This window comes from Brevibacterium sp. CFH 10365, assembly GCF_009299785.1.
Classification (GTDB): domain Bacteria; phylum Actinomycetota; class Actinomycetes; order Actinomycetales; family Brevibacteriaceae; genus Brevibacterium; species Brevibacterium limosum.
The window spans coordinates 240803-264048 of the sequence record NZ_VIGO01000003.1 but is presented as its reverse complement, the minus strand read 5'-3'; the positions used below and the strand labels follow the sequence as shown (position 1 = coordinate 264048).

General features: G+C 64.2%; 17 protein-coding genes. 11 read left to right on the top strand and 6 right to left on the bottom strand.

Going from position 1 to position 23246, the window contains the following annotated elements:
- Positions 1-122 precede the first annotated feature (122 nt).
- Entirely contained in the window at positions 123-1784 is a 1662-nt protein-coding gene (locus FHG09_RS07340; RefSeq protein ID WP_227492616.1) for an APC family permease, read from the bottom strand.
- Between the two features lie 543 nt (positions 1785-2327).
- On the opposite strand from FHG09_RS07340, the gene FHG09_RS07335 reads away from it, so the two are divergent.
- Positions 2328-2981, top strand: a complete 654-nt coding sequence (locus FHG09_RS07335; protein WP_152346992.1) for a GntR family transcriptional regulator — start codon at positions 2328-2330, stop codon at positions 2979-2981.
- A 111-nt stretch (positions 2982-3092) separates the two neighbouring features.
- Here the strand turns inward: FHG09_RS07335 and ykgO are convergent, their stop codons facing one another.
- Positions 3093-3215: a type B 50S ribosomal protein L36 gene (ykgO, locus tag FHG09_RS07330; RefSeq protein WP_039212194.1), complete on the bottom strand. Its 123-nt coding sequence runs from the start codon at positions 3213-3215 to the stop codon at positions 3093-3095.
- Between the two features lie 69 nt (positions 3216-3284).
- On the opposite strand from ykgO, the gene FHG09_RS07325 reads away from it, so the two are divergent.
- Positions 3285-4295, top strand: a complete 1011-nt coding sequence (locus FHG09_RS07325) for a GTP-binding protein (RefSeq protein ID WP_193627306.1) — start codon at positions 3285-3287, stop codon at positions 4293-4295.
- A gap of 19 nt (positions 4296-4314) precedes the next feature.
- Here FHG09_RS07325 and FHG09_RS07320 read toward each other — a convergent pair whose 3' ends face one another.
- On the bottom strand, positions 4315-4716 hold the full coding sequence (locus FHG09_RS07320; RefSeq protein ID WP_152346990.1) for a Fur family transcriptional regulator: 402 nt from the start codon (positions 4714-4716) through the stop codon (positions 4315-4317).
- A 167-nt stretch (positions 4717-4883) separates the two neighbouring features.
- Between FHG09_RS07320 and FHG09_RS07315 the strand changes: the two genes are divergently transcribed.
- From FHG09_RS07315 to FHG09_RS07305, 3 genes are all read left to right on the top strand, one after another.
- The gene (locus tag FHG09_RS07315) at positions 4884-6062 is read left to right on the top strand and encodes a CobW family GTP-binding protein (protein WP_152346989.1); all 1179 of its coding nucleotides are present in this window, start codon (positions 4884-4886) and stop codon (positions 6060-6062) included.
- A 138-nt stretch (positions 6063-6200) separates the two neighbouring features.
- Positions 6201-7622, top strand: coding sequence for an integrase core domain-containing protein (locus tag FHG09_RS07310; RefSeq protein ID WP_193627305.1), 1422 nt, complete (start codon positions 6201-6203; stop codon positions 7620-7622).
- Positions 7623-8041: 419 nt separating this feature from the next.
- Positions 8042-11701 (top strand): efflux RND transporter permease subunit, encoded by a 3660-nt coding sequence (locus FHG09_RS07305; protein ID WP_152347252.1) that lies wholly within the window; start codon positions 8042-8044, stop codon positions 11699-11701.
- A gap of 85 nt (positions 11702-11786) precedes the next feature.
- Here FHG09_RS07305 and FHG09_RS07300 read toward each other — a convergent pair whose 3' ends face one another.
- Positions 11787-12527 (bottom strand): FadR/GntR family transcriptional regulator, encoded by a 741-nt coding sequence (locus FHG09_RS07300; protein WP_227492615.1) that lies wholly within the window; start codon positions 12525-12527, stop codon positions 11787-11789.
- 324 nt (positions 12528-12851) lie between these two features.
- On the opposite strand from FHG09_RS07300, the gene FHG09_RS07295 reads away from it, so the two are divergent.
- The gene (locus FHG09_RS07295) at positions 12852-14540 is read left to right on the top strand and encodes an L-lactate permease (protein WP_152346986.1); all 1689 of its coding nucleotides are present in this window, start codon (positions 12852-12854) and stop codon (positions 14538-14540) included.
- Positions 14541-14611: 71 nt separating this feature from the next.
- Positions 14612-15880 carry an alpha-hydroxy acid oxidase gene (locus FHG09_RS07290; protein ID WP_152346985.1) on the top strand — a complete coding sequence of 423 codons (1269 nt, stop codon included), beginning with the start codon at positions 14612-14614 and terminating at the stop codon, positions 15878-15880.
- An 80-nt stretch (positions 15881-15960) separates the two neighbouring features.
- Here FHG09_RS07290 and fepB read toward each other — a convergent pair whose 3' ends face one another.
- Positions 15961-16995, bottom strand: a complete 1035-nt coding sequence (fepB, locus tag FHG09_RS07285; RefSeq protein WP_152346984.1) for a Fe2+-enterobactin ABC transporter substrate-binding protein — start codon at positions 16993-16995, stop codon at positions 15961-15963.
- A 139-nt stretch (positions 16996-17134) separates the two neighbouring features.
- On the opposite strand from fepB, the gene FHG09_RS07280 reads away from it, so the two are divergent.
- Complete coding sequence (locus tag FHG09_RS07280; RefSeq protein WP_152347251.1) at positions 17135-18157, top strand: ABC transporter substrate-binding protein; 1023 nt, start codon at positions 17135-17137, stop codon at positions 18155-18157.
- Between the two features lie 31 nt (positions 18158-18188).
- Here the strand turns inward: FHG09_RS07280 and FHG09_RS07275 are convergent, their stop codons facing one another.
- On the bottom strand, positions 18189-18572 hold the full coding sequence (locus tag FHG09_RS07275; protein WP_152346983.1) for a MerR family transcriptional regulator: 384 nt from the start codon (positions 18570-18572) through the stop codon (positions 18189-18191).
- A gap of 188 nt (positions 18573-18760) precedes the next feature.
- Between FHG09_RS07275 and FHG09_RS07270 the strand changes: the two genes are divergently transcribed.
- The 3 genes from FHG09_RS07270 to FHG09_RS07260 all read left to right on the top strand — a co-directional run bounded on the left by FHG09_RS07270 (position 18761) and on the right by FHG09_RS07260 (position 23147).
- Positions 18761-20284 carry a SulP family inorganic anion transporter gene (locus FHG09_RS07270; protein ID WP_152346982.1) on the top strand — a complete coding sequence of 508 codons (1524 nt, stop codon included), beginning with the start codon at positions 18761-18763 and terminating at the stop codon, positions 20282-20284.
- A 326-nt stretch (positions 20285-20610) separates the two neighbouring features.
- The gene (gene dnaK / locus FHG09_RS07265) at positions 20611-22473 is read left to right on the top strand and encodes a molecular chaperone DnaK (RefSeq protein ID WP_152346981.1); all 1863 of its coding nucleotides are present in this window, start codon (positions 20611-20613) and stop codon (positions 22471-22473) included.
- Positions 22473-23147 (top strand): nucleotide exchange factor GrpE, encoded by a 675-nt coding sequence (locus tag FHG09_RS07260; protein ID WP_152346980.1) that lies wholly within the window; start codon positions 22473-22475, stop codon positions 23145-23147. The genes dnaK and FHG09_RS07260 overlap by 1 nt, the downstream gene beginning before the upstream one ends.
- The last annotated feature ends 99 nt before the right edge of the window (positions 23148-23246 follow it).

Sequence of the window (23246 nt, the reverse complement as noted above, 5' to 3'; positions counted from 1 at the left end):
GGTGATGGCGGGCGCGCTGTTTCGACCGTGAATAAATCCGGCCCGCCTCGGCGTTGGTGCCGAAGCGGGCCGGAACCGGCGGTCATCGGTATTCCTCACGGCCGCCTCGGCGAGGGTATCCCTCAGTCGTCGATCTGGGTCTGTTCGACGGCTTCGACGGCCTCTTCGGGGGTCAGGCGGCAGGCGATGCCGACGTAGAAGACGATGATCGAGAAGATCACGGTCACGACCTCGCCGACGATGAAGCCCATGAGATCGAGTCCGCCGCCGTAGTGGCCGATGAGGCTGAGGACGACGAGACCCGCCATCCACAGGATCATCCACCAGCCCGAACGCATCTTCAGGTCGGGCAGGCGCGACTTGTCCGTGGCGAAGATGTGGTGGGCGATCATCACGACGTAGCCGATGGCCACAGCGAGGAACAGCTTCCAGTTCGTCTCCCATCCCGTCCAGTAGACGATGAGGTTCGCGCAGACGAAGCCGATGATCGGCAGGACGTCACCGCCGGGCAGTCTGAACGGGCGCTCCTGCTCGGGCAGCTGTCGGCGAAGCGCCGCAACGACGACCGGTCCGGTGGCGAAGGAGAGCACCGTGCCCGAGGTGATGAACCCGACGAGCTTCGCCCATGAGGGGAACGGCAGGAACATGATGCACGAGACGATGAAGACCACGAGCAGCGAGATCCACGGCACGCCGTGCTTGTTGAGTTTGGCCAGGGCGCGCGGGGCATTGCCGACCTTCGCTTGCGAGTACGACAGCCTGGGGGCCAGGGCCGTGTAGATCAGGCCGGTGTCGGCGGGGGAGATGATCGCATCGCCGTAGAGGATGATCGCCAGCCACACGGCGCCCAGCAGCAGGGAGATCTCGGCCAGCGGTCCTGCATCATTGGTGAACGCGAGGCTCGCCCAGCCGTCCTTGAGCAGGTCGGTCGGCAGCGCACCGATGAAGGCGGCCTGCAGGAGGATGTAGATGAGACCGGTGACGAGGATCGACCCGACGACGGCGAAGGGCACGTTCTTCTGCGGGTTCGTCGTCTCGCCGGCGAACTCCACGCCTTGCCGGAAGCCGAGATAGGAGAAGACGATTCCGGCGGCCGGCAGGGCGGCGAGGATCGGGGCGACCCCGTTGGGGGCGAAGCCGCCGAACTGCTGCGAGGCGAAGTGGCCGGGATTGAAGGCCAGGGCGAAGAACACGACGATGACGAGCAGGATGACGGCGAGCTTCCACCACACGAGCACGTTGTGGAAGCGAGCGAACAGCGAGACTCCGTAGAGGTTGATGATGCTGAAGACGAGCATGAGCCCGATGCTCACCGCAATGCCGGGGCCGGTGAGGACGGCGACGCCGTCGACGGTGTGCATGAGCCACGGCAGATAGCTCGAGGCGTACTGCACGGCGGCCATGACCTCGATCGGCACGGTCGCCGCGACCGACAGCCACGTGATCCAGCCCGAGGTGAAGCTCGCGAAGGAGCCGAAGGAGAAGTGCGGGAAGCGGATGACGCCGCCGGCGACGGGGAACATCACGCCGAGTTCGGCATAGTTGAGCGCCACGAAGATCATCATCACCGCGCCCAGAGCCCATGAGATCAGCGAGGCGGGGCCGACCATCACCGAGGCGTTGAAGGCACCGAAGAGCCATCCGGATCCGATGATCGACCCGACTCCCGTGAACAGGAGGCCGACCTTGCCTATATCTCGTTTCAGTCCCTTGTCGCTGCGGACGTTGACCTTCATCGGTCTGCCGGCGTCGGAGGCCGCAGCTCCGGACGTCGGGGGATTCAAAATGGACATCATTGCCCTTTCGATTGTGAAACCACTTTTAGACTGTTGTAGTGTGCGCCGCTCGAATTCTGATGTCAACGACCATCTGAGGAATTAGGCACCGAATCGATCCGGCCTTAGCTGCACCGGATGACCAGCACAAATGATCAGACTTCACAGCTTTTGAATGAGCGGGAATGGATTGGATCCAATCGTGCGGATCGGTCGATTTCGAAACGGGAAAAATGGGAATGCGAAACAAGGATGGAAGACTGATCGGATCCGATCTGCGGGTGCCTTCACGGATTTTTTTCAGAATCGATCGGCGCTGAAATGCGGAGAATTCGCCGGATTGCAATTGGATTGCGATTTTTCTCCTGCCCCGCGCGTCGCCTCACAGGTCTATGCTTCACAGCGAAGGGCGTTGTGCGCCGCGGCGTGCGTGACCGAGGTATGCGGAACCGTGGCAGGGCGTATTCGCGGCGTACGGAATCACGGTGCGCGTAGCCGCGCAATGCACGACCGGGGAGGGGATCCGCCTCGGCGGGATGAGGGAGCCAGACGATGACGCATGATCCAGCTCGCAGCGGTGCCATCGCGGCCGAACTGCGCTCGCGCATCATCGCCGGTCAGCTGCCGCCCGGTGCTCGCATCCGGCAGGAGGAGATCGCCTCCGAGTTCGGCGTCAGCCGGATCCCGATCCGTGAGGCCCTGCGCGCCCTGGCCGATGCGGGGCTCGTGACCCTGATTCCGTCGACGGGCGCATGGGTGACCGAGCTCAGCCTCGAGGAATGCCGCGAGGTCTACCTCATGCGCGAACGCCTCGAACCACTGCTGCTGTCCCTGGCGATGCCCATGCACACAGCCGAATCGCTCGCGGAGTTCGTCCGTCTCGCCGAGGCGGTCGAGGCCGCAAGCTCGCCCGGTGAGTTCCTCGAACGCGACCGAGACTTCCACCGCGCCATCATGGCCGCGCCCGGTGCGGACCGGCTGAGCAGGACCGTCGATCGCCTGTGGAATCTCAGCCACTACTATCGCAGGCGGCTGCTCGTTCTGCAGGTGAGCAGCCGGAAGGACGACATCTTCGCCGAGCATCGGACGATCCTGCGGGCGCTCGAGATCGGTGATGTCGAATCCGCCGAGGCGGTCATGGCCGCCCATATCCGCCACACCCGCAGGCTCGTCGAGTCCGCCCCGCAGCTGTTCGAGCGCGACTGAGCCTCACCGGCCCGGTGGCGCGACGAATCATGCCATCAGTGTGGTGACGCTGCAGCGGCTTGGTGCATGCACCGAGCTGCTGCAGCGTCACCACGCTGAAGCGCAAGCGGCTCAGCCCTGGCGGGCCTTGAACCGAGGATTCTTCTTGTTGATGACGTAGACGCGTCCGCGGCGGCGGACCACCTGCGAGCCGGGCTGGGACTTCAGCGAACGCAGAGAACGGCGAACCTTCATGGGCGTGACTCCTTAATGGGAATGAGTATCATTAGTTGCAATACTATGTTCTCGATCGAAGGGAAGCCAATGCGGGAATCAGGCAAGCGAGGGCAGGGTGCCGTCGCCGACGGAATCGAAGCGATCGCCGTCGTCGGACTCTGTGCGACCGAGCGCCGGCAGTATGCGATGGGGCTGGCCAGGGACCGCGGCTATGTCTTCGTGCCTGCGGAGCAGACTGAGCAGGGCATCGAGGCGATCGACCGCCTCGTCGACCTGGTCGGAATGACCTCCGGGGTGCACGGCTTCGTCCTCGAATACGGGCAGGGTGCGGACTGTGCGGAGATCATCGGAGCCTTGAGTGCCTCGGACACACGGGCCGTGCTCACCGACCTCGTCTGCGTGCTCGATCTTGCGTGCCTGCACAGCGATCTCGATTCGGAAGCACGCGTCGGAGCCCTCGTCTCGCAGATCGAATTCGCTTCGACTCTGGCCCTGTTGGCACCGGATTCCTCCGACCCGGACGGGATCGAGGCGGCCATCGGACTGATCGCGCACCTGGCACCCGAGGCCAGGCGCTTCCTGCTGTGCGACGGCGCGGTGCATGAGCCGGTGTGCTGGCAGTTCGGGCAGCGGCCTCCTGCAGCGGGATGGACGGCGATACTCAACTCGGAGTTTCGGCACCCGGACCGATCGGGAGGTGTTCGCGCCTGCCGCTTCGAACAGGTGCGCCCCTTTCACCCGCAGCGACTGCAGGCAGTGCTGGGCGCGGCACTCGGCGAAGCGTACTGGGGCCGCATTGTTCGTTCCGCCGGCTTCGCGAAGCTGGCCTCCCGGCCCTATGTGACCGCGCATTGGGATCAGACGGGCACCCTGCTCACGCTCTCGCCCCTGACCGCCGATCCCCTTCCCGGCGGGGGCGCGGAACTGTTGGCGCTCGGCCAGGATCTGGCATTCATCGGCTTCGACCTCGACGAGGCGGGGCTGTGCGAAGCGCTCGACCGTGCCGTTCTCACCGATGCTGAGCTGCTGGCGGGCCCGATGGCCTGGCTGAAGTACTGCGACGAGTTCCCTGCCTGGGACTCCGCACGCCGAGGCTGAGGCTCATCGGCTCGGCGACTCAGCCGGCGGCCCTGCATTCGGCGCACAGGCCGAAGATCTCGAACACATGATGCGTGATCTCGAAGCCGTTCGAGGCCGCGACCTGACGCATCCAGTCCTCGCTGGGCGGGTCGATCTCGACGGCGGTGCCGCAGCGCTCGCAGACGAGATGGTGGTGGTGTTCGGTCTGTGCACAGGCGCGGAAGAGCTGGGTCTCGGCGATGGTGATCGTATCGGCGTCGCCGCCGTGCGCGAGCGCATTGAGCTGCCGGTAGACCGTGGCCAGGCCGACGCTCGCGCCTTCGTCTTCGAGGCGGCGGTGGAGCTGCTTGGCGGAGACGAAGCGGGTCTCGGTCTCCAAGGCGGAACGGATGAGAGCCTTCTGCGCGGTGCTGCGCGTCTTCTTCTGCGGAGCTGCCATGGGGAATCCTCCCTGATCGTCCCTGTCGGAGGCGCATATGCGTGAACGTGCATATGCGAGAGAAATAATGAAACACGTTACCATTAATGGGCGGTTCGACCCACCCCGACGATGAACCCAGTACCGGAGCCCGTGCTTTCGAGCCGCCCGGCACGAAAGGAGGCGCAATGAGCGGACCCAGGCACAGACCGGCGATACCGGTCATCCTGCTCACCGGCTACCTCGGCGCCGGAAAGACGAGCCTGCTCAATCACCTCCTGCGCCACCCCGACGCCCGCATCGGCGTCATCGTCAACGACTTCGGTGATCTCAACATCGACGCCGGACTCGTCGTCGGCCAGGTCGACGAGCCGCTGTCGATCTCGGGCGGATGCGTGTGCTGCCTGACCGATGACTCCGAACTCGAGGACGCGCTCGTGGCGATGACGAACCCTGGGCTGCGACTCGACGCGATCATCGTCGAAGCCAGCGGATTCGCCGAACCGCTGACCTTGGCCCGGATGATCACCCGCATGGGCCACCACCGGTTCCACCTCGGCGGGGTCATCGACGTCGTCGACGCCACCATGTACTTCGACACCGTCGACACATCACATCTGCCGCCCGTCCGCTATGCCGCGACGACATTGGTGCTGGTCAACAAGCTCGACCAGCTGCCTGCCGCCGACCGGAACGCCGCAGTCGAAGCCGTCCGCGCCCGCGTCCATGAACGCAATCCGCGCGTGATCGTCATCGGCACCCACCATGCCCGGCTCGACCCCACCCTGATCTTCGATCCGGGCGAAAGCGAGCGAGACCCTCGCCGAGGCGGCTCCGACGGCGGCGAGGACCCGATCCAGCCCGAGTTGCCGATCCGGGAACTCCTGCGGCAGGCCTATGCCGAAGCCGCCGCCGACCAGCTCGGTGACGACGGGATCGACGAGGAATCCGTGCCACACCGCCACGCCCAGTCGGTGACCGTCACCGGCACCGGGCCCGCCGACCCGGACGCGGTGATGGACTTCGTCGAGGACCTTCCGGCCGGGGTGTACCGGGTGAAAGGCACCGTGCTCGTGGCCGTGGGAACAGGTCAGCGACACTTCGGCGTGCAGGCGGTCGGCCCGAACGTCTACGTCGCCGAGGCGGTCCGCACCGCCCCGACGGCTCTGGATTCGAATGCGGTCGACAGTGATCCGGACAGCGTCCTCGTCGTCATCGGTGAGGATTTCGACACCGAGGCTGCCGAATCCACTCTGACTGCCGCGCTCAACGCCGACGCCGCAGGACCGGCCGCCACGGCGTCCGGCGGCAGCCGAGATGCCGATCGCTCCGAACGCCTCCTCCACCACGTCCGCCTCCACACCTGAACCCCTATTGCTACCTGACGGCGGCTGAGCAACCTCGCGCGACGTTGCTCAGCTGTGTTGTCTCAATAGGTTGCTGACAACCTGACTCAATACGTTGCTGACAGTATGTCTCAATACGTTGTTGACACACTTCGGGCCATGCCTGAAGCACTTTCAATAGCCCAACGCCGCGCAATCATCGACTTCGACCCCAACGCACCAGACTCACCATCGATCACCGAGTTCTGCCGTCAACACAGCGTTACTCGAACGTCGTTCTATGCGATCCGCAAACGGTACAAAACCGAGGGGCTGCAGGCACTCCATGCCCGTTCATCGGCACCGAAGAACACCGTGCGAATCTACGACCAAGAAACCACCGATCTCGTCTTGAAGATCCGTGCCGAACTCGAGTCCACCGGGTGGGATGCCGGACCGAAATCGATCTGGTACGAAGGCGTCGATACCGGCCGATTCACCGAACCCATCCCATCGGTGGCCACGATCGGACGGATCCTTTCCGACGCTGGACGGGTGAAGGCGAACCCGAAGAAGCGTCCCCGATCATCATTGATCCGATTCGTCCGTGCCAACGCCATGGAACTGTGGCAACTCGACGCTTTCGAATTCGAACTCCCCGGCAGCACCACCAAGATCACGGTGTATCAGCTCCTCGACGATTCCACCCGCTTCGACGTCGGCACACAAGCCTTCCACGGAGTGGAAAACGGCAATCATGCGATCACGACGATCTCTGATGCCTTCGCCAACTATGGGGTGCCCCAAGAGATGCTGACCGATAACGGCAACGCCTTCAACGGCAACAGGCAGGGTTGGGTCGTGGCCACTCAGCTCTTCCTCGCCGACCATGGGTGCCGAGGAATCTCCGGCATGCCCGGACACCCACAAACCCAGGGAAAGAACGAACGTGGCCACCAAACACTGCTGAATGTCCTCAGGGCCCACCGACCCCGCAGCCTCGCTGAAGCACGGAAAGTGATCGCGATGTTCCGCGACCGCTACAACTATCGACGCCGGCATCAGTCACTGCCACGAGACATGAATCCTCACCAAGCCTGGCAAGCAGCAATCCACACTCCTTCAGACGGCACACCGATCCCGCATGCTGAAGTCGAAGCGATCGCACGTGAGTACGCTCAACGGCGACGCGTCCTAGCCGCAATGAACCAACCACACGTCGATGACGAGAACTCAGCTGGTGAACCCATCCCGACCGCAGCTGACTCAGTACCAGACCGTGTCGTCATCGCTGCGGGCAATCCACAGATCTATTTCCATGCCGTCGGACTCGGAGTACCGAGAACATTGGCCGGAACTTATCAATCAGTCGTCACTGACGACTTCTACGCACTCTTCGACACGACCACTGGCGAGGAAGCGGTGTACTTCCCACTCCCCATCCGCACCGCGGAAACGCAGAGACGATATCCGCTGTGGAGAGTCGTCGGTGCCAGAATGCATGGAGCTTCGAGCCTGTGGTTGAAGAAGCAGCGCGACTACATGCTCAAGCATTTCCCCAGCGAGGCTCCGGCTAATCGAATCGTCACGAAATGCCACTGACAACCCCACTCATTTGGTGTGAGCAACCTATGGAGTCAGGTCGTTCGCAACCTAGTGAGCGAGGTTGTCAGCAACGTGTTGAGTGAGGTTGTCAGCAAGGTCGCGAGTTTCCACACGACGTTGCTCAGCCGCCGTCAGGTAGTTCGGGGGAGGGGATCCTCCGCTTTCCCTCCGAGTTTCCTGATGGCGGTCTGGGGGTCAACACCCGTGTCGGGTGCTGGTGAGCGCTTCTAGGATCAATCGTGATCCACCGAACGGTCATGATCGACCCGCCGAGAACGGCAGTGAGAAATCATCCTTTTGGGGGACACCGTTGACTACTTTCGGGCGATCCGCTGAGGCGCTTCGCTTGGAAGACTGACTGGAGCGCCCTGCTCACACCCCCGAACCCGGAGGAACCCGTGCACCTGATCACCCGGATGAGTCTGAAGAACCGCCTCATCGTCGGATTGCTCACCCTCGTGATCGCCGTCTTCGGCATCGTCGCGACCACCTCACTCAACCAGGAGACGATGCCCTCGGTCGACCTGCCCGGCACCTCGGTGCAGGCCACCGTCCCCGGGGCCTCCCCGGAGGTGATCGAGGAGACCGTGACCAAGCCTCTCGAGACCGCGCTCGACGGGGCCGGAGAACTCGAATCGGTGACCACCTCCACCTCCTCGGGGATGATGACCGCCGAGGTGACCTGGCCCTTCGGAAAAGATTCCGAAGAGATGACCGACGCCGTCCGCTCCGCCGTCGACGAAGTGAAATCGGATCTGCCCGCCGATGCCGAGGCCGAGGTGCTGTCCTATCAGATGGACGAGGTCCCGGTGACGATGTTCGCCGTCTCCGGCGGGGACCCGAAGACTCTGGGCGATCGCCTCGAGACCGACCTCGTCCCCGAACTCCGCTCCCTCGACGGGGTCTCGAACATCGAGGTCACAGGCCAGGACGAGCAGCGGGTCTCCATCACCTTCCGCCCCGAGGACGTGGCGGAGAAGAACGTCGTCGAGTCCTCCGTTCCCGATGAGCTCGAAGCCGCCGGCACGGTCGTCCCTGCCGGCCAGAGCTCCCAGGGCGACACCTCGATGGCGGTCGAAGTCGGCACAGAGGTCGACGCCGTCGAACAGATCGAGAAGACGCCGTTGCGCACGTCGGACGGCACCGTGCTCCTCGGGGAGGTCGCCGACGTCGACCTCGACTCGATCGAGAAGACCTCACTGTCCCGCGCCGACGGCAAGGACTCCGTGACGGTGTCGGTGACCAAGGACCAGGACGCCAATGTCGTCGACGTCTCCCACAAGGTCGCCGACACCCTCGACCGGGTGGGCCCGAAGCTCGGCGAGGACACGCAGTTCTCGACGATCTTCGACCAGGCGCCGGAGATCGAGAAGTCGATCCACGACCTCTCCGTCGAAGGCGGGCTCGGCCTGATCTTCGCGATCTTCGTCATCCTCGCCTTCCTCGGCTCGTTCCGTTCGACCATCGTCGCCGCGATCTCGATCCCGATGTCCCTGCTCATCGCGATGATCGGGCTCATGGTCGGCGACTACACCCTCAATATCCTCACCTTGGGTGCCCTGACGATCGCCGTCGGCCGCGTCGTCGACGACTCCATCGTCGTCATCGAGAACATCCGCAGGCGGCAGGGCACGAGCGACCTGACGGTCGAGGACATCGTGGCCAGCGTCAGACAGGTCGCCGGAGCCATCACCGCTTCCACGCTGACCACCGTCGCGGTGTTCCTGCCCATCGCTTTCGTCGACGGCATCGCCGGACAGCTCTTCCGGCCCTTCTCCGTCACTGTCAGCCTGGCGCTGCTGGCCTCGCTCCTCGTGGCACTGACGATCGTCCCGGTCTTCAGCTACTGGGTCCTGCGCCGCAGCCCCAAACCGCTCTCACCCAAACGACAAGCCGCCACGGACCACAGCTATGAGCTGTGGGCGGCCAAGCAGCACCGGCGCTCAGTGGCGCGCGCCGAACGCCGCCAGAAGACGATCGAGAAGAAGAACGCCAAGCGCGCGGCCAAGGGCAAGGATCCGCTGCCGGATGCGACCGTCGAACCCGTCGTCGCTCCGGCACCCGGCAACGGTGAGGCCTCCGGCAGAGTCGATCGCCTCCAGCAGCGCAGCCTGCCGGCGATCATCTCCGCCCTGCACCACCCCTGGCGGACCATCGTCTTCTCCGTCGTCATCTTCATCGTCACGATGATGTGTGCGACCTTCCTCAAGACGGATCTGCTGGGCTCGGCCGGGCAGAACTCCGTAAACATCACGCAGACTCTGGCCGCGGGCGCTTCGCTCGAAGCCGGTGACAAGGCTGCCAAGCGCGTCGAGGCCGTGCTCGGTGACGACCCGGACGTCGACACCTATTCGACGACGGTCAACGGGCCGGAATCGGGAGCGGAGAACCAGTTCAACGTCACCCTGGCCGAGGACTCCGAGGCCGAGGTCGCGACGAACCGCCTCCGTACCCAACTGGACGACCTCGGGAAGGACGCCGGTGAGATCGACGTCCAGGACGCCGGCGGTTCCGTCAGCGAGGATGTCGAGGTCACGCTCTCGGGCACCGACCTGGGTGCACTGCGGAAGGCCGCCGACGAGGTCACCGACAAGATGGCGGACACCGATGGTGTCCAGTCTGCCCGCAACGACCTCGCCGCCGACCAGCCGGTCATCGAAGTCGACGTCGATCGGGAGAAGGCCGCCGACTTCGGGTTCAGTCAGGCTGAGGTGGGGCAGGCCATCGCCGCGGCCCTGCACGGCACCGAGGCGGGAACGCTGACGATGGAAGGCAAGGAGCGCGATATCTTCCTTGCCCCGACCCACCCGGACGCGACCCCGGATGAGATCCGCGCCCTCAAACTGCCCGTCACCGAGGTGCAGACGCAGAACGCCCAGGAAGACGCGACGGATCGGGTCGAGGAGAAGACCGATGCCCGCGCCGAGGAAGCCAAGCGCAAGGCCGCAGACGAATCGGCCGAGCAGCTCGAATCCGCCCGCGAGGCCCGTGACGATGCCGCCGACCAACTCGAAGAGGCCCGCAAGGCCCTGCGCGATGCCGAGAATCCGCCGCCGGCACCGAGCCCGGGCGACATGGCTGCCGACCAGGTGGAGCAGGCCCGCGAAGGAGTCGAACAGGCAGAGAGGGGACTGCAGGAAGCCAATGATGCCATCGACGATCTCATCGACGGCCAGCGTGAACAGGAGCAGAGCCAGGAGGAGGAACAGGCCCTCGCCGATGAGCAGGCCGCCATCCCCGACATCACGGGCGAACCGATCACCGTCGACGAGATCGCGGAGGTGAAGAAGACCGAGACCCCGGCGACGATCGACCGCGCCGACGGAGATCGGAAGGTCACCGTGTTCGCGACGCCGACCAGCGGTCAGTTGGAGACGGTCACCGCAGCGGCCACCGATCTGACTGAGTCCATGGACCTGCCCGACGGAGTCAGCTTCGACGTCGGCGGCGCCAGCCAGGAGCAGGCGGAATCCTTCGGCCAGCTCGGTATGGCGATGGCCGTGGCGATCGTCCTCGTGTTCCTCGTGATGATCGCGACCTTCCGCAGCTTCGTCCAGCCGCTCATTCTGCTGGTGTCGATCCCCTTCGCCGCGACCGGTGCCGTGCTGCTCCTGCTGATCACGGGCACACCCTTGGGCATTCCCTCACTCATCGGTCTGCTCATGCTCATCGGCATCGTCGTGACGAACGCGATCGTGCTCATCGATCTCATCAACAAGCTGCGTGAGGACAGGCTGGACCTCATGGACGCGATCGTCCACGGCACCCGGCTGCGTCTGCGCCCGATCCTCATGACCGCTGCCGCGACGATCTTCGCCCTCGTGCCGATGTCGCTGGGGCTGACCGGCGGGGGCGTGTTCATCTCGCAGCCGCTGGCGATCGTCGTCATCGGTGGGCTCACCTCGTCGACGGTGCTCACGCTCATTCTCGTCCCCGCCCTCTACCTCCTCGTCGAACGACGCAAAGAGGTCAGGGCCGCCCACCGAGAGGAGAAGCGCGCGCAGAAGCGGGCCGACGATGAGGCGAGGATCGAAGCGGAAACCGCCGAGGTGGCCCTGCGTACCGACGAGCAGTGAACCCATCTAACTACTACCTGACGGCGGCCCAGCAACCTCGCGCGAGGTTGCTGGGCCGCCGTCAGGTAGCAAGGGACGGGACTGCTCAGGTCTCGGTGAGCCCGGGGAGCGCCGAGGCGGCGAAGCGGATGTGCTCCTCGGTCACCCGCGCCGCCTCCTCCGTGTCGCCGGCGATGATGGCTTCGAGGATCTGATGGTGCTGAGCCTGCAGCCGGGACATGAGCTCCTGCGGATCGTCGACCCTGTTGAAGGAGGCGAAGATCGACGTGCGCAGGGAGGTGCGGATCGCCCCTGTCAGATCGGAGAACAGCTGATTGCCGGCCGCTTGGGCGATGGCGACGTGGAACGCCGTGTCCGCGTCGTTGAAGACGTCGATGCTGATGCCGGGCGTGTCCATCATCGCGAGCTGAGCATTGATGGCGGCCAGCGAATCCTTGTCGGCGCGAGCGGCCGCGAGGATCGAGCTCGAGCGTTCGAGTTGGATGCGCGTCTCCGTCACATCGTCGATGCTGAAGTTCGCCAGAGCGACATGGAGGCGGAGGAAGCGGGTGAGGGCGGCCGAGGGCATCGCAGCGATGAAGGTTCCCGCACCGCGGCCCGACCCGCCTGAGGAGCGGACGACACCTAGGCTTTCGAGGACTCGCAGGGCCTCGCGGACGCTGGCCCGGCTGACGCCGAGCTTCGTCGCCAGATCGCGTTCGGCGGGCAGGGGGTCGCCGACGGTGAGCGAGCCGGCCATGATCTGCTCTTCGACGGCGTCGATGACGAGTTCATAGGTGCTCGGCCGGGTCACGGGCTTCCACATTGCGCCCTTGTCCTCGCTCATGGTCTCCTCCATCGGATCATCATGTCATGTCCCTTCTCGCATCAGTACTCTGCCTACACCGGCGTCACCGCTGCTCTGCCCGCACCGCCACGGTCACTGCTCTGCCCGCACCGGAGTTACCGTTGCTCTGCCCGCGTTGCCGGCCGGCCGCCTCGGCGGGGACTCCCGACCGATTGCTTGACGCAGATCACATCACCGTCCTATGCTCAGGTTAATGGTCTGACCTCATAAAGGCCATACTGAACAATTCGATCATTCGAGTTCGGAGCGCGTTCACAGGGGAACGGACCCGCAGTGGGCATGCCCGGCCATGTTGGAGAAACCATGTACACACCCGAAATCGCCCCGGTGGCCGACAGCCTGCTGTGGTCGTCGCTGCTGGCGATCCTGCCGCTGCTGACGATCTTCGTCACCCTCGGCGCACTGAAGTGGAAGGCCCATTGGGCCGGACTGACGGCAGTCGGCGTCGCCCTTATCGTCGCCATCGCCGCCTACGGAATGCCCGTCGGGCTCGCCGCGCTGTCGGCGACGCAGGGATTCGCCTTCGGCCTGTTCCCGATCATGTGGATCGTCATCACCGCGATCTGGCTCTACGAACTCACCGTGCGCTCGGGCCGCTTCGAAGACCTGCGACTGGTCATCAACGTCATCTCCGATGACCCGCGCATCCAGGCCATCATCATCGCCTTCTGCTTCGGCGGACTCCTCGAGGCGCTCGCCGGATTCGGTGCACCGGTGGCGATCACCGGTGTCATGCTCGTGGCAGTGGGCTTCACCGCCATGCGTGCCGCGGTCGTCGTCCTCGTCGCGAACACCGCTCCTGTGGCCTTCGGTGCCATCGCCATTCCGATCATCACCGCCGGCACGCTCACCGGCATCGACTATCAGGACATCGGTGCGATGGTCGGTCACCAGACCCCGTTCCTGGCCGCGATCGTCCCGCTCTTCCTCGTCATGCTCGTCGACGGTCGTCGCGGACTCCGCCAGATCTGGCCGCTGGCCCTGGTCGTCGGCCTCGTCTTCGGTGCCGCTCAGTACGTGTCCTCGAACTTCCTCTCCGTCGAACTCACCGACATCATCGCCTCCCTCGTCGGCCTCGCCGCCGTCGTCATCATGCTCCGGTTCTGGAAGCCGAAGGGCGGACGGGATGCACTCGACCGCATGGCCGAGGAGCGCGAGCACGAGGGCGCCGACGCCCCCGATGCGGGCACTGCCTCCGCGGCCGTGGCCACCGATGTCAAGAAGGAGACGACGCCGCTGACCGGGTCGCGGGTGTTCCTCGCGCTCTTCCCCTATCTGCTCGTCATCGTCATCTTCTCCGTGGCGAAGCTCGTCCCCGCGCTGAACAACTGGCTGGCCTCCACCGATGTGAAGATCCCCTGGCCGGGCCTGGACGGGAACATCCTCAACTCGGCAGGCGAGGTGTCGACGAGCACGATCTACAACTTCCAATGGCTGTCCTCGCCGGGAACGCTGCTGCTCATCTCCGGCATCATCGTCGCCATCGTCTACAAGATGACGGCCAAGGATGCCCTCGACGTCCTCGTCGTCAATGTCGTGAAGATGCGGTTCTCGATCCTCACCGTCGGTTCGGTGCTCGCCCTGGCGTATGTCATGAACCTGTCGGGGCAGACCATCACCATCGGCACCTGGATTGCCGGCACGGGCGCCTTCTTCGCGTTCCTCTCACCGATCCTCGGCTGGTTGGGCACCGCTGTCACCGGATCGGACACCTCGGCCAATGCCCTGTTCGCCACGCTGCAGCAGACGGCCGCACATGAGGCCGGACTCGACCCGCTGCTGCTCGTCGGGGCCAACAGCTCCGGCGGCGTCCTCGGCAAGATGGTCAGCCCGCAGAACCTCACGATCGCAGCCACGGCCGTCGGGCTCCTCGGCAGGGAGGCGTCGATCTTCCGCCGCGTCATCGGCTGGTCGCTGGGGCTGCTGGTCATCATGTGCCTGCTCGTCGGACTCCAATCCACGGTGCTGTCGTGGATGGTCCCCTCGTCCTGACGCAGGAGTCGCGCCCGCCTGCCCACACCCTGAGAATCCCAGCTTTTTCGCCACAGAAAGGACCGACAGACATGGTCAAGAGACAGATCCCGCAGCCGGCAGAGATCTTCGAACTCATGAAGTTCAAGAAGTTCGAACTCGACTCGAAGAAGCGCCGTCTGGAGAACGCGCTGACGATCGAGGACCTGCGCACTATCGCGAAGCGCCGGACACCGGCCGCAGCTTTCGATTACACCGATGGAGCCGCCGAGGGTGAGATCTCGATGGAGCGGTCGATGCAGGCCTTCCGTGACATCGAATTCCATCCCTCGATCCTCAGAGACGTCACGAATGTCGACACCTCCACCCAGATCATGGGCGGCAGCTCGGCCATGCCCTTCGGCATCGCCCCGACCGGGTTCACCCGACTCATGCAGACCGAGGGTGAGACCGCCGGGGCCGGGGCCGCCGGAGCGGCGGGAATCCCGTTCACCCTCTCGACCCTGGGCACGACCTCGATCGAGGACGTGAAGAAGGTCAACCCGCACGGTCGCAACTGGTTCCAGCTCTACGTGATGAAGCAGCGCGATATCTCCTACGGGCTCGTCGAACGCGCGAAGAACGCCGGCTTCGACACCCTGTTCTTCACCGTCGACGCCCCCGTGGCCGGGGCTCGCCTGCGCGATACGCGCAACGGCTTCTCGATCCCGCCGCAGCTGACTCCGCAGACGATCCTCAATGCGATTCCGCGTCCCTGGTGGTGGTGGGACTTCCTGACCACGCCGAAACTCGAGTTCGCGTCCCTGTCGGAGACCGGCGGAACCGTCGGCGAGCTCCTCGATTCCGCGATGGACCCGTCGATCGACTTCGATGACCTCGCCGAGATCCGCGCCATGTGGCCCGGGAAGTTCTCCGTCAAGGGGGTGCAGACCGTCGAAGACGCGAAGAAGCTCGCCGACCTCGGCGTCGACTCGATCGTCCTGTCCAACCACGGCGGACGACAGCTCGACCGAGCGCCCGTTCCTTTCGAACTCCTCCCCGAGGTGGCTCGCGAGATCGGCAAGGACGTGGAGATCATCATCGACACCGGCATCCGCAACGGAGCCGACATCGTCGCCTCGCTGGCCCTCGGCGCCGACTTCACGCTCATCGGCCGCGCCTACCTCTACGGCCTCATGGCCGGAGGTCGGGAAGGTGTGGATCGGACGATCGGGATCCTCGGCGAGCAGGTCGAACGCACCATGCGTCTGCTGCAGGTGGCCGATGTCTCCGAACTCAATCCTGCTCACGTGACCCAGCTGCGCCAGCTCAGCCGCGACGACCGGGCCGAGATCATCGGCTCCCGTCCGGCCAGGGACTGATCACCGAGGCGGCACCGCGGATTCAGAACGGACGGTCGGCAGCGAAGGCGATTCTTCGCTGCCGACTGTCCGTTTCGTCGTCACTTGCCGAATTCGTCCTCGATCCGGTCGAGGACGTTCGTGGCGGGATAGTAATCGAGGCGGAACGAGTCGAGGCCGAGGGCGAAGACCGCATCGTTCTTCACCGCAGGGGTGCTCTCGACGAGAGAGTTCTTCTCATACGACTCGGCGGTCTTCTCATTCGCATTGAAGAGGAAGACGGATTCACCGGTGACGGCCTTGGAGAGGTTCTCACCGGTGACCTCGACGATATCGGCGCGCTTGCCCATCTCGCCTTGGCCGGCCGTCCCCTCAGGGACGTCGGCGAGTTCGAATCCGACCTCTTCGAGGAGTTTTCCCTGCGCCGATTCCGGCGTCCAGATGTTCGCACTGGACCCAGATCCGCCTCCCTTGGCCTTCTCGTTGAAGACCATCCCGGTGACGGGCTGCGCGGGGGCGTCGATCGACTCCTTGACTTCCTCGGCGCGAGCGTCGAACTCGTCATTGACCTTCTTTGCGTCGTCCTCGTGGCCGGTGATCTCGCCGAGGCGGCTCGTGACCTCCTGCCAGTCCTTGTCGCCGTAGTCGATGACCACGGTCGGAGCGATATCGCTGAGCTGATCGTAGATCGCATTCGCCGAGTCCTGGCCGGTCTTCGAGACCACGATGAGGTCGGGTTCCTCGGCCAGTACTGCCTCGACGTCGGGATCGCCCTGGTAGAGGGCCTCGATATCCTTCTCCTTCGCGACATCGCTCCACTGAGTGAAGAAGCCCTGGTCGTCGGCGACGGGGGAGTTCGGCATGGTGGCACCGGAGGCGGTGACCGGTGCGTCGATCGCAAGCAGGCTGCCGGTGAGGGTGACGGCGGTGGAGACGATCGTCGTCGGCTGCTCCTCGATGGTGACCTCGTGTCCGGCATCGTCCGTGACAGTCAGGGGCCATTCGCCGGAGGCGTCGGCAGTCTTCCCGGAGTCGGCGGAGTCCGTTCCGCCGCACGCTGACAGGCCGAGGGCGGTGATGAGAGCAAGCGAGGCGAGCACGCGGGTGCGGACACCAGGCAGGACGAGGCGGGACATGGGGACCTTCCGGTTGACTGAGAAGTGATATAGCTGAGCCTAACCTAAGTCCACCGAAAACTGCACGTGTAATGGACCGCGAGGTGGCCAGGTGCGGTCTGGAAGCAGTGGTGGTTAGGGTAGGCTCAGCTCTGTGACAATGAGAATTCGCAACCGGGCTGCAGTGTGTGCGGCCGCCGCCGTGGCAATCGCCCTGCTCGCCACCGGCTGCGCCGCTGAGGAGGACAAAGCGTCCGGAGGCGAATCCGGAAACAAGGACGTCGCGCCCGGCGGAGAAGCCTTCGGCACTGCCGATGAGGAGACCGCGAAGCTCGGCAGCGATGCCGAGGCCGGCGTCTTCCCTCGCACGGTCAAGCACGCCAATGGCACGACCGAGATCGAGAAGAAGCCCGAACGAGTCGTCGTCCTTGACACGGGTGAGCTCGATGATGTCCTCTCGCTGGGCATCAAGCCCGTCGGCATGGTCACGACCGAGGGCGCCAATCCTGTGCCCAGCTACCTCGAGGACCAGGTGGAGGGAGTCGAGACGGTCGGCACGATTCAGGAGCTTGACCTCGAGAAGATCGCTTCGCTCGAACCCGACCTCATACTCGGCAGCCAGCTGCGCGCCGACAAGCTCTACGACGAGCTCGATTCGATCGCTCCGACCGTGTTCTCGATCAGGCCGGGGTTCCCGTGGAAGGAGAACTTCCGCCTCGTCGGTGAGGCTATGGGGATGGAAGACGAAACCGCGGCGAACCTCAGGGAGTATGCAGAAGAAGCAGAAGGTCTGAGGGCAGATGTCGACGGAGACCCGACGATCTCGCTCGTGCGCTTCATGCCCGAACGCCTGCGCCTGTACGCAAACCAATCGCTCATCGGAGTCATCCTCAGTGATGCCGGGTTCAAGCGTCCGAAGAACCAGGCCGTCGACGAGCTCGCCGTCGAGATCTCTCCGGAGAACCTCGACCAGGCCGAAGGCGACTACGTCTTCTACACCAGCTATGGCGATCCGGAGGCGACCGGAGAGGAGACGGCACTCGACTCCAGCCAGTGGAAGGGGCTCGATGCGGTCAAGGACGGCAAGGCCGTCCGCGTCAACGACGACGTGTGGTTCCTCGGCCTCGGCCCCACCGGTGCCGGGCAGATCCTCGATGACCTGGAGGACCACCTCGGCGAGTGAGCCGAATCCTCAGCTGCCGGAAGTCGCTCGTCTACGCAGTGATCCGTGAGTTGAGCTGATCGATGAACTCATCGGCGGCGGCGAGCTGCCGTGCGAGTCTGTCACGGCGTTCGTGAGCATCATCGAGAAACTGCGTCAGCTCATTGGCTCCATCGGCCCGGGATGGTTCGCTTCCGCGAGCACTCTCCAGTGCCCGGAGCAGGTCACCCATCTGCTCCAGCGAATACCCCAGCGGCTTCATCCTGCGAATCAGCATCAGCTGGTCGTGATCGTCTTCCGTGTAGAGGCGGAAACCTCCCTCCGACCGGCCCGAAGGAGTCAGCAGGCCGATCTGGTCGTAGTGGCGAATCGTTCGCAGCGACAGCCCCGTACGTTCAGCCAACTCTCCGATGTGCATCATCCCGGTCTCGGCCATCGACACTCTCCTCAATTCGCAGCAACCCTTACGTTACGTTAGGGTTGGCTTCAGCGCCCGAACGGCACCGCGGTGCGTTCCCGGATTTCGCCTTTCGCGTGAAGCGGGAGCATGCCGACCGCGCGCAAGCGCATCCCTCTTTCAGATGGTGCCACACCTGACGTGCTCCCGGCCTTGGAGGCTCGAACATGACGACGAACACGACCACCGCCGACGATCGGAGTCGCTACCTTCCCGACCCCTCAGTGGCGACCGCACTGAAGACTCCGCGTATCCTCACGCGAGAAGTCCTCGCGGGACTGGTCGTTGCGCTGGCGCTGATCCCTGAGGCGATCTCGTTCTCCATCATCGCTGGTGTCGACCCGAAGGTCGGCCTGTTCTCCTCATTCATCATGGCCGTGACCATTGCCTTCGTCGGCGGGCGCCCGGCGATGATCACCGCCGCGACCGGTGCAGTCGCGCTCGTCATCGCACCGGTGGCCCGTGAATACGGAATGGACTACTTCATCGCCACCGTCCTGCTTGCCGGAGTGCTGCAGATCGTGCTGGCCGTGTTCGGTGCCGCGAAACTGATGCGTTTCATCCCGCGCAGCGTCATGATCGGATTCGTCAACGCTCTGGCGATTCTCATCTTCACTGCTCAGCTCCCGCAGCTGATCGATGTGCCCTGGATGGTCTACCCGCTCGTTGCGGTCGGCCTGGTCATCATGATCTTCATGCCGAAGATCACCAAAGTCATCCCCGCTCCGCTGATATCGATCATCATCGTCACTGTCGCAGTCGTGGCCTTCGCGATCAGCGTCCCCACCGTCGGCGATCAGGGGGAGCTGCCCCGCAGTCTGCCGGAACTGTTCATCCCCGGCGTACCCCTGACCTGGGAGACGTTGACGATCATCGCCCCCTACTCTCTGGCGATGGCCCTCGTCGGACTCATGGAATCACTGATGACGGCGAAGCTCGTCGACGATGTCACAGACACGCATTCGAACAAGACCCGCGAAGGCTGGGGACAGGGAGTAGCGAACATTCTTTCGGGGTTCTTCGGCGGCATGGGCGGATGCGCCATGATCGGGCAGACCATGATCAACGTCAAAGCCTCCGGCGCCCGCACCCGCATTTCGACATTCCTCGCCGGGTTGTTCCTGTTGATTCTCGTCGTCGCTCTCGGAGACATCGTGTCCGTCATTCCGATGGCGGCCCTCGTCGCCGTGATGATCATGGTCTCGGTCGGCACTTTCGACTGGCACTCGATCAGACTCGCCACGCTCAAGCGAATGCCCAAGAGCGAAACTGCCGTTATGGTCATCACTGTCGCCGTGGTCGTCGCTACTCACAACCTCGCCATCGGCGTCGTCGTCGGGGTGTTCGTGGCCTCTGTGATGTTCGTCCGTCGCGTTGCCCATCTCATCGACGTCCGCCGAGAGGTCCAGGTGCAGAGTGGTCAGGAGGTCGCGCACTATGCAGTCGAAGGCCAGCTGCTGTTTGCCTCCAGCAACGACCTGACGACACTGTTCGAACACGCTGACGATCCGGATCGGGTGGTCATCGATTTCACGAAGTCGCATATCTGGGACGCGTCGACCGTCGCCGCTCTCGATACGATCGAGACGAAATACGAGCAGCACGGGAAATCTGTGGAGTTCGTCGGCATGAACGACTTTACGACTGCGTTCCATGCTCGACTCACAGGCGGCCTCGGCGGCGGCCACTAGAAGCTGTTTCGCCCTTTGCCCGACTCTGACGGGCGGCATAGCCAGCGGTTCTTGGCCTCCGGCCTCTGCGTGTCGAAGTCGAGTTCGCAAGCCTCTAGCCGCCTGCGCAAAGATTCTCTCGCCGGTCGGAATAAACACGCCCTCATCAAAGTTGAGTCTAGTGTACGCAACTTTGATGAGGCCGACTTGACGGTCGGATCCTCGAAGAGAATACTTGAGTCCGGTTGGCTCAATGTGTGCGGTCGAGTGGTTCTGCTCGTCAGCGGTGCCGCCCGATCGCACACATTCGAGTCGCAGAAACTCACGATCTGTAAGGAGAGAAAACTATGGCACGTGCAGTCGGAATCGACCTCGGAACCACGAACTCCGTCGTCACCGTCCTCGAAGGCGGCGACCCGAAGGTCATCGCAAACGCGGAAGGCGGTCGCACGACCCCGTCCGTCGTCGCAGTCAACAAGAACGGCGACTCCCTCGTCGGTGAGATCGCCAAGCGCCAGGCCGTCACGAACATCAAGAACACCGTCGCTTCGGTCAAGCGCCACATGGGCACCGACTGGTCCACCGAGATCGGCGGCAAGAAGATGACGGCCCCCGAGGTCTCGGCCCGCATCCTCCAGAAGCTCAAGCACGACGCTGAGGAATACCTGCAGGAGAAGGTCACCGACGCGGTGATCACCGTTCCCGCATACTTCAACGACGCTGAGCGCCAGGCTACGAAGGACGCCGGTGAGATCGCCGGTCTCAACGTCTCGCGCATCATCAACGAGCCCACCGCTGCTGCTCTGGCCTACGGCCTCGAGCGCGGCAAGGAAGACGAGCTCATCCTCGTCTTCGACCTCGGCGGCGGTACCTTCGACGTCTCCCTGCTCGAAGTCGGCAAGGACGAAGATGACTTCTCCACCATTCAGGTCCGCGCGACCTCCGGCGACAACCGCCTCGGCGGTGACGACTGGGATCAGCGGATCGTCGACTACCTCGTCGAGCAGGTCAAGAACAACTACGGTGTCGACCTGACCAAGGATGCCACTGCTCTGCAGCGTCTCAAGGAAGCCTCTGAGCAGGCCAAGAAGGAACTGTCCTCGGCCACCAGCACGAACATCTCGCTGCAGTACCTGTCGATGAGCGAGAACGGACCCATCCACCTGGATGAGACCCTCACCCGTGCGAAGTTCGAGGACCTGACCAAGGACCTACTCGAGCGCACCAAGGCTCCGTTCCACGCAGTCATGAAGGATGCCGGCGTCTCCGTCAACGACATCGACCACGTCGTCCTCGTCGGCGGCTCGACCCGTATGCCCGGCGTCTCCGCCGTCGTCACCGAACTCACCGGAGGCAAGGAGCCCAACAAGGGCGTCAACCCCGATGAGGTCGTCGCCATCGGCGCCGCCGTGCAGGCCGGTGTCCTCGTGGGTGAGCGCAAGGACGTCCTGCTCATCGACGTCACCCCGCTCTCGCTCGGACTCGAGACCAAGGGCGGTGTGATGACCAAGCTCATCGAGCGCAACACCCCGATCCCGACCAAGCGTTCGGAGACCTTCACCACGGCTGAGGACAACCAGCCCTCCGTCTCGATCCAGGTCTTCCAGGGCGAGCGTGAGTTCACTCGCGACAACAAGAACCTCGGCACCTTCGAGCTGACCGGTATCGCTCCGGCTCCGCGCGGTGTGCCGCAGATCGAGGTCGCCTTCGACATCGACGCCAACGGCATCGTCCACGTGTCGGCCACCGACAAGGGCACCGGCACCGAGCAGTCGATGACGATCACCGGCGGTTCCGCACTGCCGGAGGAAGATATCGAGCGCATGGTCCGTGAGGCCGAGGAGCACGCAGAAGAGGACAAGAAGCGCCGTGAGGCAGCCGATGTCCGCAACAATGCGGAGAACCTCGCCTACCAGACCGAGAAGCTGCTGACCGACAACGCGGACAAGCTGCCCGAAGAGATCAAGACCGAGATGCAGGGCGATGTCGACGCCGTCAAGGAAGCCCTCAAGGGTGAAGACGACGACGCCGTGAAGAGCGCCTACGACAAGCTCATGGAGAACCAGCAGAAGATCGGCGAAGCCATCTACAATCAGCAGGGCGGTGCCGAAGGCGCCGAGGCCGCTGGTGAGGGAGCAGCCGATGCAGGCGCAGACGACGATGTCGTCGACGCCGAAGTTGTCGACGAAGAGGATGAGGAGAAGAAGTAATGACTGCCGAGGGCAACGACAAGTCGTCCGAGGAGCCAGGCTTCACCTTCAGTGACAAGCGCCGGGTCGATCCGAACACCGGCGAGGTCCGTCCCGAGGCCGACGCCCAGTCGGCCCCGGACGGGGCCGGCGAGGAGCCGACCGCGGACCCGAACGCCGAGCAGGCAGAAGCGGCCGATGCCAGCGACCTCGGTGTGGACATCCCCGCTGATGTCTCGGGTCTTGAGGACTCGGAGCCGGCGGCCGAACCCGAACCGGGTTCGGAGGCCGCGGGCTACCTGGCTGACCTCAAGCGCATCAACGCCGAATATGCGGCATACCGGATGCGCGCCGACCGTGAACGTGAGCGTGCGGCGCTCGGCGGCACGATCAAGGTCGTCGAGGCCCTGATCCCCGTGCTCGACGAGGTCAAGCTCGCCCGCGAGAACGGCGATGTCACCGGGCCTTTCGAGACCCACGTGAACAAGCTCGTCGAATCGCTGAACAAGATCGGCGTCGAACAGTACGGAGAGGTCGGCGACGAGTTCGATCCGAACATCCACGAAGCGCTCATGCAGCAGCCTTCGGACGAGGTCGAGAATCCGACGCTCTTCCTGGTCATGCAGCCGGGCTACCGAATCGGGGAGCGCATCATCCGCGCCGCCCGCGTCGGTGTCCAGCAACCGCAGGACTGAGACACGACCACGATCGCCGAGGCGACCGCCCGCCCCGTGCGTCAGTGAACTGACGTACGGGCCGGGGGAGCCACCTCGGCGGCGGTCCGGATCTTCGGG